Source organism: Ruania halotolerans (assembly GCF_021049285.1).
GTDB classification, from domain to species: domain Bacteria; phylum Actinomycetota; class Actinomycetes; order Actinomycetales; family Beutenbergiaceae; genus Ruania; species Ruania halotolerans.
In genome coordinates, this window is the sequence record NZ_CP088017.1 from 3,794,755 (window position 1) to 3,805,687 (window position 10,933).

Here is a 10,933-nt window from a genome sequence, read left to right on the forward strand (position 1 = left end):
GCATCCCCAGGGATGCAGGAAAGTGCGGTCATCCTTTGACCGAGCCGAGCGTGACTCCTTTCTGAAAATGGCGCTGAATGAACGGGTAGATCGCGACCATGGGAGCGGCAGCGACGACAACGGCCGCCATCTGCAATGTCACCGTCGGGACAGCTGCTTCGATGTTCTCCAACGACTGCGACCGTTCAAGAATGTTGTGGATCACCACCTGGAGCGGGTACAACGCACTGTCCCGCACATACAGGATCGCCTGCATATAGGTATTCCACTGCCCCACCGCGTAGAAGAGGGTGAGCGTCATCAATACTGGCACCGACAGCGGCACCGCCAGGATCACCAGGATTCGAAACTCACCGGCACCGTCGATGCGGGCCGCTTCGAACAATTCGAGCGGGAGCCTCTCGAAGAAGGTCTTCATGACCAGGAGGTTGAACACGGCGACCGCTCCGGGAATGATCATGCCCCATATCGTGTCCACCAAGCCTGTCGCCTGTACTACCAGATAGGTGGGGATGAGGCCGGCGTTGAACAGCATCGTGAACAACACCCCCATGAGGATGACAGTCCGACCGGGCAACTTCTTGTTGGAGAGCGGATATGCCAACAGCGTGGTGAGCGCCATGTTGAAGGCAACGCCTACCACGGTGATGAAGACCGTCACGCCCAGCGCACGTGGGATCTCGGGCTCGGCAAACAGGCGCGCATAAGCATCGATGGTGATGTCTCGCGGAACAATTACATATCCGCCGTTGCGGAGAATCTCACTGTATGGCGTCAGGGACGCGGCCACCACGAAAAGCAGGGGAAACACCGACACGACGGCAACCAGCACAAGGAGGACATTGACGAGAGTATCGACGATGCGGTCCTCGCCGGACCGCCGCTTCGCCTTCTTGAGATTCACCACAACTGACCACCCCATCGCCGTGCAAGCCTGTTCGCGGCCAGGACCAGCACCAGCCCGATCACGGACTTGAACATGCCCACCGCGGACGCCAGCGCGAAATTGAGATCTTCTAGCCCTGTTCGGTAGACCCAGGTGTCAATGATGTCCCCAGTGGGATACACCTGCGGACTGATGAAGACGTAGACGTGTTCGAACCCGGCTTCGAGCACGTTGCCGAGTTTGAGGATGAACAGCATCACGATCACGGTCAGGATCCCCGGAAGCGTGATGTGCCAGATTTGCCGCAGTCGACTAGCCCCGTCGACCCGCGCCGCTTCATACAGTTGCTGATCGATACCCATCATTGCCGCGAAGTAGATGATTGCCCCCCAGCCAAGGTCCTTCCACGCGTCCGTTCCGACCAGAATCGTCTGGAACCAATCGTTCGAGGTCAGGAAGGCAATCGGACCGATATCTATTGCGCCAAGCCATCGGTTCAGCAACCCCGTACTGGGCGCAAGGAAGGCCGCGCTGATGCCGAAGATGATCACCCAGGACATGAAGTGCGGCATGTAGCTCAGTGTCTGAACCCACTTCCGGAGCCACAGAATCCTGCACTCGTAGAACAACAGTGCCACGAAGATCGAGGGCACGGTTCCCCAGAACATCTTCAGCACGGAGATGATGGCCGTGTTGCTGAGGAGTTGGGAGAAGTACGGCGACTGGAAGAACTGCTGGAAGTACTTGTACCACGGGTCGGCCCATGGACTCCCGAAAATGCCGTCGACAAAGTTGTAGTCCTTGAAGGCGATCAACAGGCCGCCCATGGGGGCGTAGCGGTAGATGATGAACCAGATCAGGGCCGGTGCCATCATGACGTAGAGGGCGCGGAACCTCCACACACGGGTCGCCTTGAATCGCTCCAATCGCGTCCGTTGCCGCTTTGGGACGCCTGGAGACCCGCCGCGCGGGGTGATCGGTGTGCCATCCGCCGCGTCTGCTGCTGTCACGACGTTCGGTGCGTGTGAACTCATGACGGGACGACCTCCGCGTGCAGGCGGACACCTGTCGGCGTCGCGGGCGTTGGCCGGGATCCGACCTGTTCGACAGCACGCATCGACAATCGGTAGACCCCCGACGCAACAAGGCCGGACACGAACAGGGGTGCCACCGGAACGGCATAGGTCAGGGCCGCGGTGCCAACGATCAGGATCAAACACAGCACAGTCGTCGAGGGACGTCCGATCGCCAACATGAAGGCGACCCGAACGAGTCGCCACCAGGGCATGTCGTAGGTCACCATGAGCGGAAAGTGGTAGATAACCCCGGCCAGCACCACCATTGAGACGACCACGGCGACCAGGCCGAACGCGCTCCCATCTCGGGGCGCAAGTGCATCGGTCAGGACGAGGTTGACCGGGAGCAGCGCCGCCGTCACGAGGAGGATGAATCCGCTGGCGAGCCCCTGCCGCAGATTCTCCCGGAAGTAGCGGAGGAAGTTCGGCACAAGCGCTGGATCTTCGCCGAGGTGCCACCGCCGAACCACCGCGAACAGCGCCGCCGTCGCCGGGCCGATCGTGACCAGCGGTACCGAAATCAGACCCCACAGAGCGCTGAGCAGTACGACGCGAGTGATCCGCTGCGCAGCGATGTACAGCCGGCCCTCCAGGATTGACGGCCCGGTCTGTTCCATCACACCAACCCTCCTTCGGGTGACTCACCTTCGAGTCGGGATCTTGACTTCCCGACGATGCAGCTTGATGCTAACATAGCAACATGCTTCCAGCGCAACCCAACCAGTCACTGATCGACGGCCTCGCGTGCCTACAGACGCTCTCCTCGAGCGACCATCCGATCGGTTCCCGCGAGATGGCGCGCACCCTGGGCCTGGAAGTCACCCGCGTCAACCGACTCCTGAAGACCCTCGCCGCCATCGGACTGGCCGAGCAGGACGCGCGCAAGAAGTACCACCCAGGTCCCGCGATTCACGTGCTGGCCGCTCAGAGCCTCTTCGGATCGGGCCTGCTGCGTCGCGCGATCGGACCCTTGGAGTCGCTATACCACTTCGGACACCTGGTGGCCCTCGGTGTGCTCTGGCGGGACCAGACTGCGTACCTCTTCCACGGACACCCGTCTCATCCTGCGCTGGACGGGCTCGGACACGAGCGCCTGTACCCCGCAGCGTCGTCAGGCATCGGCTTGATGCTGCTCTCGCACCGGTCCGAAGATGAAATCAGGGGCCTATATGAAGAGGCCGCCACCCCAAGGGGCCGAGGAGCGATGCCCGAGGACGTCGTCCCGGTTCTCGATGGCGAAGACGGGCTCCTCGCCCGTTTGGACAGTATTCGGGCCAACGGATGGGCCCTCGCGCACATTCCGGGTGGCGCGAACAGGACGCTCGCCGTCGGACTGGGAGATCAGTTCGACGCAGCGATCGGTGTTTCCGGTGAGTTCGGCGATGACGAGATCGACCGGCTGCTGGAGGCGCTGCGTGATGTTGCTGATCAGATCAAACAGAAGGAGCAGGCGTGACCGCACCAACAACTGTCGTTGGCGATAGTCAGATGACCTCGACCACCCCGACCCAGGTCTCCGGGATCTTTCCACACCTCGCTCAGGTGGCCGAGCTCGGTCCGCCACGGTCGGAGATCGGTGTCGGCGCGCTGATGCCATGGGCGGGCGTGCTCTATGTGCAGAACTACAACTCTCACAAGGAGGCCAGCGGGCGTGGGGTGAGCCTGCGCCGGATCGGCCCGGATCTGTCGATGGAAGTCGTTCCCGAGACGTTCGGCGTGGACGGGACCTACACGAACCGGTTCATCCACTATCCGTCGAACATGCTGGTCATCGGTCCACACGTGATCGATACCGAGCACCGGATCCGCACGGTGCCCGAGCTCCAGCCGCTGCGCGTGTGCGGCACAACCCGGCACCTGACCGATCCCGAGAATCTCGTCTACGTGCTCTGCATGGAGGGCGAGCTGTTCGAACTGAACGTCCACACGCTCGAGTGCCGCCAGGTGTTCGATCTCAACACCGAACTGGACACTGCCGGAGAACGGGGGAAGATCCACTACAAGGATTGCTACACCTCCTTCGGGCGGTTGGTGGTGTGCTCGAACGAGTACCACGAGGCCGATTGGGCCGGTGAGCAGGCCGAGGGCCGGCTCGCCGAGTTCGACGGAACCGAGTGGCGGATCCTGGAGCGCAAGCCTTTCACCTCGATCAGCGGTCGCCACGAGTTCGGAGGCACGATCTTCGCCACCGGTTGGGACCAGGCCTCGGCGATCCTGAAGGTGTACACCGAGTCCGACGACACGTGGACGACGTACCGGCTCCCGAAGGCGTCCCACTGTTTCGACCACAAGTGGCAGACCGAGTGGCCACGTATCCGTGAGGTGGAGCACGAGCGCCTGCTGATGGATCACCACGGCATGTTCTACGAGCTCTCACCGTGGGCGTACGGCGGACGCATCTGGGGGGTGCGCCCGGTCTCAACGCACCTGTCGGCGCTAGCGGACTTCTGCTCCTGGCGTGGCATGTTGGTGCTCGGAGGGGACAACGCCTCTCCGAGTCATGGCTTGAATCCGACCACCGCGGAACCCCAGTCCGGGCTCTGGTTCGGCAAGACCGATGACCTGTGGAGTTTCGGGAAGCCGTCCGGCTGGGGCGGGCCGTGGTGGCTCTCACCGGTCGAGGCCGACGCGCCCTCTGACCCGTACCTGATGACAGGCTTCGACAAGAAGTCGCTGCACATCGAGAACCAGGGCGAGCGCACAGCGAACTTCCGCCTGGAGGTCGACTTCCATGGGCACGGGAGATTTGTCGAGTACACCACCCTGACCGTCGACGCGGGAAAGGCGGTCCACCACGCGTTCCCGTATGGCTTCGGCGCCCATTGGATCCGCCTCGTCAGCGATGTCGATACCCAGGCCAGCGCACAGTTCTTCTACAACTGACGCCTGACCTGAGCCATTCGGACCTAGCGGGCTCCACCCTCGATCGGGGTGGAGCCCGCTGTTTTCACCACTGAAAGGACCCCTGTGATACCCGCGTACCTGGACGACGTCCGGCCAGCTTTCGGAACACGGCAGCCCCGAGCCCGCTTCCACAGCGATGCACCGCAGATCGACCTTGCCGGTGACTGGCGCTTCACGCTCAGTGATCGCGCCGAAGGGACCGGTCCCGAGCTTTTCGATCCGTCCACCGACGATCGGGACTGGGATCTGTTGCCGGTCCCCTCGCATTGGGTGCTGCATGGCCACGGCCACCCGATCTACACCAACGTTCGTTACCCGTTCCCGGTCGATCCGCCGCACGTTCCCACGGAGAACCCGACCGGCGACTACCGGAGAGTCTTCGAGTTGCCGGAGAGCTGGCCCGCGGCTGCGGCAGTACTGCGGTTCGACGGCGTCGAGTCGGCCTTCGCTGTCTGGCTCAACGGCATCGAGTTGGGGTGGTCAACTGGCAGCCGGTTGCCCACCGAGTTCGACGTCGGGGAGATCCTTCGGCCCGGTTCCAATGTGCTCGCGGTGCGTGTTCACCAGTGGTCGGCGGCCAGCTATCTCGAAGACCAGGACATGTGGTGGCTGCCCGGGATCTTCCGCGACGTCACCATCACCGCACGGCCCGAAGACTCGGTGAACGACCTGTTCATCCATGCCGATTTCGACCCGCCGACCCGAACCGGACTGCTGACGGTTGAGACAGACCGACCCGCGAGGCTCACAATCCCAGAACTCGGCATCGACCAGCAACCGTGCGGTGAGCAGGTGGCGATCGCGGACGTCGAGCCCTGGAGCGCGGAGCGCCCCCGCCTCTACGACGGCGTGGTGAACACAGGATCAGAACAGGTCCCGATCAGGATCGGCTTCCGCCGGGTCGAGATCGTCGACGGCGAGATTCGCGTCAACGGCAGCCACATCATCTTCCGCGGCGTGAACCGTCACGAGTTCCACCCCGAGACCGGGCGCACCCTCACCCGAGACCGTACCCGAGCGGAGATCGAACTCATGAAGAGGCACAACATCAATGCCGTCCGCACCAGTCACTACCCGCCGCACCCGGACTTCCTGGAGCTGTGCGACGAGCTAGGCCTGTGGGTCATGGACGAGTGCGACATCGAGACTCACGGCTTCGGCAAGGCACACGGGGTGGACAACGCGTGGATCGGCAACCCGAGTGACGATCCGCAGTGGGCCCAGGCGTACCTCGATCGCATGCAACGGATGGTCGAGCGGGACAAGAACCATCCCAGCATCATCATGTGGTCGCTGGGCAACGAGGCCAACACCGGGCGGAACTTCCGGCAGATGGCCGAATGGACGAGGCAACGAGACCCGAGCCGCCTCATTCACTATCAGGCCGACTTCGCCTGCGAGTATGTCGACATGTACAGCCTCATGTACACCTCGCACGCGACCATGGCTCAGATCGGCCGCCGCGAAGAAGAACCGCACCCCGACGCCCTGGACGATCCGGCGCTCGATGCCCGTCGTCGCAGCATGCCCTTCATCTTGTGCGAGTACGGCCACGCCATGGGCAATGGACCTGGCGGGCTCGCTGAGTACGACGCTCTGTTCGAGGCATACCCGCGCCTGCAAGGTGGATTCATCTGGGAGTGGATCGACCACGGCTTCCGCCGCCGCGCGGAGAACGGGGAGGAGTACTACGCCTACGGTGGTGACTTCGGGGAAGAGATTCATGACGGCAACTTCGTGATCGACGGCCTGGTGTTCCCGGACCTGACCCCCTCCCCCGGGCTGGCCGAGTTTGCCAAGGTGAACGAACCAGTCCAGATCGCCTCTGGAGGTACGCCCGGAACGATCGCTATTCGTAACCGGCACGACCTCACGGACACACGCCACCTGAGATTCACCTGGGTCCTGGAGGACGACGGCGTCGAGTGCTCCCGGGGCACGTTGCACGTACCCACCATCGGACCCGGCGAGTCGGTCGAGGTGAACCTGCCGGAGCTTGCGACGACCCAGGGGGAGGCATGGCTGACCGTGGACGCGTCTCTCGTGGACGCCAGGCCATACGCACCCGCCGGGCACCGAGTGGCCTGGAGCCAGCTCGCCCTCGAGCGTCCGTCTCACCCGCGGACCGCACCACGGGAATCACGGCAGCAGATCGCGGTCACCGAAGGAGCGACCGGATACCGGATCGGACCGTCGATGTTCGACGCCGACGGCACGCTCGTGTCGTTGCACGGATACGAGGTGGCAGGGCCACGACTGGACCTGTGGCGGGCACCGACCGACAACGATCGGGCTAGCCGCCGTGCCCCGATGCGACTGGAGGACGACTGGCGCCGCTTCGGCCTGGATCGCCTGCGTCATCGAGTGAAGGAGATCACCATGATCGACGATGAGCTAGTGGTGAGCACCCACGTCGGCGCATCAGCGACGCGTTTCGGCTTCGCAGCGGACTATCGGTGGAGCACACGTGAGGATGCTGTCACGTTGACAGTGTCGGTCGATCCTGTGGGCGAGTGGCCCGTGCCGATCCCCCGTCTCGGTCTGCTGATGGAGCTACCCGAGTCGCTCGACCAGGTCGAGTGGTTCGGCGGCGGACCGGGCGAGGCATACCGGGACACCCGCCAGGCGGCGCGCATCCGTCGGCACCGTGGGAACGTCGACGCGTTGCAGACTCCGTACATCTTCCCGCAGGAGAATGGCAACCGGATCGACATCCGCTGGCTGCGGCTGACCGACACCGCGGGGCACGGCCTGCACATCAGTGGTGAGCCGCTGTTCAACTTCACCGCTCGCCGGTGGTCCACGGCCGACCTCGACCGGGCGACGCACACGCACGAACTCACGCCACGCCGTCGGGTGTTCCTCAATCTGGACCACGCGCACCAAGGCATTGGGTCGGCCTCGTGCGGCCCCGGTCCGCTCCCTGAGCATCAGTTGCACGCGCACGCCGCCACGTTCGGTCTGACGTTTCAGCCTGCACTCGCGCCGCCGGAGTGAACTACTCCGGGGTGGTCAGCGCTAGCGCTGGTCACCCCGGTGGGGCACCACGTCAGCCGTTTCCTGATACCAGGTGAGCAGTCGGTCGGTGAGCAGCGAACGAACAGGCGCCAACGCCGGGTCGTCGATCCGGTTCACCAATTCCTGCGGATCGGATCGCAGGTCGTACAGCTCGTCCTTCTCGTACAGTCGGCGCACATACTTGTAGTCGCGGGTTCGGCACATGGCAGCCTTGGTATGTTCCGGGCCGGGACTGCTTTGCAGCCGCATTCTGGGCCAGTAGCGGCTTTCTTCCGGTCTGCTTTGCGAGGACGCGCTCTGCAGCTCCATCGCATGTTCCTCATCCTGCAGACGCCCGCCTTCACAGAAGACGGCGTCTCGGTGCTCGTCGGTCTCCGCCGTGAGCAACGGGACGAGGGACCGCCCGAAGTGCGTGTGCTCGGGCGTGATGCCGCTGAGCTCCTCGACGGTCGCGGGCATGTCGATCAACTCGACGAGCGCCTCGCAGGTACGAGCCCGCACCGGGATCGAGGCGGGTGGCTTGACCACCAGCGGCACATTGGTCAGGCAGTCCTCGAACGTGTTCTGTGTCTTCTCGACCAGGCCGTAGTCTCCGGTGAAGTCGCCGTGGTCAGGGAAGACGAAGACGGCTGTGTCGTCGTATGCGCCGGCCTCACGCAGCGCTCCGAGGATCAGGCTCAGTTGATGGTCGACTCGCGCGCACATGGCGTAGTAGGTGGCACGCAACTCGTTCCACTTCTTCTCCGGCCAGTCCCCGCCCTGTGCTGCCTGGATCCCGGGGAGAATGCTCGGTTTGTCGGTCCAGTCCGGTGCCGGCACCCGCGTCGGCAAGGCGTCGCGGTCGATCATGGAGTACCACGGATCTTCGACCGCGTAGGGCGGGTGGGGGTAGGTCAGCGGGAGATAGAGGCAGAAGGGTTGGTCCGGGTCAGCTGCCCTGATGAAGTCGATCGCGGCGTGCACATGCGCCCAGTCCGAATCCGGATAGTGGTCCGTACCGTCCGGCGTGTCCAGCCGCCCGACGAAGAATCGGTAGAAGTCCGGATCTGTCTCCGGGTCGCTGCGGCCACCGAACAGCGGCAAGGTCTCCTCCGGGACCGTGTTCTTCACGTCGCAGTGATCCTCGAAACCGCGCTGCGCAGGGACGAGGTCGTTCTTACCTCCCCACCAGACGGTGTACCCCTCCTGCTTCAGCGTGCGTAGCAGGTTGGGTTCGTCGGGCTGAAGCATGTGGTGCATCGTGCGGTGCCCTCGCACGTGCGGATACCAGCCGGTCATGAACGACGTCCGTGATGGCGTGCACACGGGGTTCTGGCAGAACGCATTCGTGAACGAGACCGCATCCTCGGCCACCATCCGGTCGAGGGTCGGCGTCACCGCTGCGAGATTCCCTACGTGTCCGAGTACATCGCCGCGCCATTGATCAGGATTGAACAGAACAACGTTCGGGCGACGGACGTTGCGGTCGGTCATGTGTCCCTCCCAGGGCAGGTGTCGGGGGTCAGGTCAGGGCGGCCATGACACGTGCACCATGGCGTTCGGCCAGATCGGACCGGCCGACGTCCGTCAGCCAGGCCGCGTGGCGATCCCACAGTGCCCGCGCCTGTTCGGGGGAGTGGGCCAGCAGGTCGTGGGCTTCGGCGATGTCCGTCGAGAGATCGAATAGGTGCACGCCATCATCGACCCGCACGTGTTCTCGTTCCCGGATTCCGCGAACCTGGACGGAGTCGCCGTGGGTGATGCGGAGCTTCATGTCCGCACACCTGACGGCCGATTGATCGCCAGTCTCCCAGTGCAGCGATTCGTGGCCACGGTCGGTCTCCGCGCGCCAGTGTGCAGCTTGGTCGATGCCGTCGAAGCCCAGTTCGGCTACGTCGCGACCGGCAGCGGCGAGCAACGTAGGGCACAGATCCATCGAGCTGACCAGCCCCGAAGCGCACCTCCCCCCGGTCCACCCACCGCCGGGCCACCGAACGAGATAGGGCACACGCACACCACCTTCGCTGAGTGTGTACTTGGTCCCACTGAGCGGTGTGTTATTGCCATAGTTGCAGGTGGAGCCGCCGTTGTCGGTGAGGTAGACGACAATCGTGTTCTCCGCCGCTCCAGAATCCTCCAGCGAGTCCAGCAGCCGTCCGATCTCGGCATCCATGAGTTCGAGCTGAGCGAGGTAGTACTCGCGCCCGTGTTCCAGGTTCGGTGAGATCGCTCCGTCGTACCAGTCGGAGTAGTCGAGCTCGTCACCGTCGTGCCAGTCCGTCTTGGCGGGCAGACCCCGCCGCTCCAACTCGTCCGCCGGCAACTGCCAGCAGAAGTTGTGGACTGCGTTGAAAGAGACCATGGCGAAGAACGGTCCGTCCGTGCTGGTCATGAACTCCCGTGTCCGGTGCCCCAGCTCAGCGGTCAAGAATCCATCCAGCTCCACTTCCTCCCCGTTGTGGAGCATGGGCTGCACTGCCATTCGCCATTGCGCCTCCGGTCCGTACTCCTCAACCGCCGCTGCTGAGTGCACCAGGTAGTTGAGTCGCCCCTGCTGACGCCCGGCGAGCCCGTAATAGGACTCGTGGAATCCGTGCTCGGACGGACAGGCTCGGTCGCCGGGTCCCTCGTTACCATAGTGAACCTTCCCGAAGTAGCCGCAGGTGTAGCCAAGTTCGGTGAAGTACTCAGCCATCGTGGTCCGGCTCTCGCAGAAATTCGTATCCCTGAACCACGTCGATCCCCAGCGGGCCTGATAACAGCCGTTGATGATCGCAGCGCGTGAAGGATTGCAGATCGGTGCCGTGACGTACGCGTCCGAGCAGGTCACGCCTTCGGCCGCGAGCCGGTCCAGGCTCGGAGTCAGGACCGCCTGGTCGAACCCGAGTGCGCCGCGATCGCCGTAGCCATGGTCGTCCGACAGGATCAGCAGGATGTTCGGCCGCTCTGCCGGTGCGTGCTCCCGCTCAGCCTCCCCGTCACGCATGTCGTGCTCCCGTTGGTAGGATATAGTACGTTGCTAAGATAGCATCATCATCTCACTGCACCATATCCACTCGCGGCAGTCCCG

8 protein-coding genes are annotated in these 10,933 nt (G+C 63.7%); 3 read left to right on the forward strand and 5 right to left on the reverse strand.

Annotation, left to right across the window (positions count from 1 at the left end; all coding sequences use genetic code 11):
* Positions 1–28 precede the first annotated feature (28 nt).
* The 3 genes from LQF10_RS17180 to LQF10_RS17190 all read right to left on the reverse strand — a co-directional run bounded on the left by LQF10_RS17180 (position 29) and on the right by LQF10_RS17190 (position 2,579).
* Positions 29–904, reverse strand: coding sequence for a carbohydrate ABC transporter permease (locus tag LQF10_RS17180; protein ID WP_231065030.1), 876 nt, complete (start codon positions 902–904; stop codon positions 29–31).
* Positions 901–1,788, reverse strand: a complete 888-nt coding sequence (locus LQF10_RS17185) for an ABC transporter permease (RefSeq protein WP_231065031.1) — start codon at positions 1,786–1,788, stop codon at positions 901–903. The genes LQF10_RS17180 and LQF10_RS17185 overlap by 4 nt, the downstream gene beginning before the upstream one ends.
* A gap of 128 nt (positions 1,789–1,916) precedes the next feature.
* On the reverse strand, positions 1,917–2,579 hold the full coding sequence (locus tag LQF10_RS17190; protein ID WP_231065032.1) for a YesL family protein: 663 nt from the start codon (positions 2,577–2,579) through the stop codon (positions 1,917–1,919).
* An 83-nt stretch (positions 2,580–2,662) separates the two neighbouring features.
* Here LQF10_RS17190 and LQF10_RS17195 point away from each other — a divergent pair, with 83 nt between their 5' ends.
* The 3 genes from LQF10_RS17195 (at position 2,663) to LQF10_RS17205 (ending at position 7,863) form a co-directional block, all read left to right on the forward strand.
* Positions 2,663–3,418, forward strand: a complete 756-nt coding sequence (locus LQF10_RS17195; protein ID WP_231065033.1) for an IclR family transcriptional regulator — start codon at positions 2,663–2,665, stop codon at positions 3,416–3,418.
* Positions 3,415–4,845 carry a hypothetical protein gene (locus LQF10_RS17200; RefSeq protein WP_231065034.1) on the forward strand — a complete coding sequence of 477 codons (1,431 nt, stop codon included), beginning with the start codon at positions 3,415–3,417 and terminating at the stop codon, positions 4,843–4,845. Before LQF10_RS17195 ends, LQF10_RS17200 begins: the two co-directional genes overlap by 4 nt.
* A gap of 84 nt (positions 4,846–4,929) precedes the next feature.
* Positions 4,930–7,863 (forward strand): glycoside hydrolase family 2 TIM barrel-domain containing protein, encoded by a 2,934-nt coding sequence (locus tag LQF10_RS17205; protein ID WP_231065035.1) that lies wholly within the window; start codon positions 4,930–4,932, stop codon positions 7,861–7,863.
* Between the two features lie 21 nt (positions 7,864–7,884).
* Here the strand turns inward: LQF10_RS17205 and LQF10_RS17210 are convergent, their stop codons facing one another.
* Both LQF10_RS17210 and LQF10_RS17215 read right to left on the reverse strand, forming a co-directional pair.
* Positions 7,885–9,357, reverse strand: coding sequence for a sulfatase family protein (locus LQF10_RS17210; protein WP_231065036.1), 1,473 nt, complete (start codon positions 9,355–9,357; stop codon positions 7,885–7,887).
* A gap of 28 nt (positions 9,358–9,385) precedes the next feature.
* Positions 9,386–10,849 (reverse strand): sulfatase family protein, encoded by a 1,464-nt coding sequence (locus tag LQF10_RS17215; protein ID WP_231065037.1) that lies wholly within the window; start codon positions 10,847–10,849, stop codon positions 9,386–9,388.
* Between the last annotated feature and the right edge of the window lie 84 nt (positions 10,850–10,933).

Coding starts and splice junctions, on each gene's coding strand:
- LQF10_RS17190 (WP_231065032.1), bottom strand. CDS start 2,579: ATGGAACAGACCGGGCCGTCAATCCTGGAGGGCCGGCTGTACATCGCT.
- LQF10_RS17195 (WP_231065033.1), top strand. CDS start 2,663: ATGCTTCCAGCGCAACCCAACCAGTCACTGATCGACGGCCTCGCGTGC.
- LQF10_RS17210 (WP_231065036.1), bottom strand. CDS start 9,357: ATGACCGACCGCAACGTCCGTCGCCCGAACGTTGTTCTGTTCAATCCT.
- LQF10_RS17215 (WP_231065037.1), bottom strand. CDS start 10,849: ATGCGTGACGGGGAGGCTGAGCGGGAGCACGCACCGGCAGAGCGGCCG.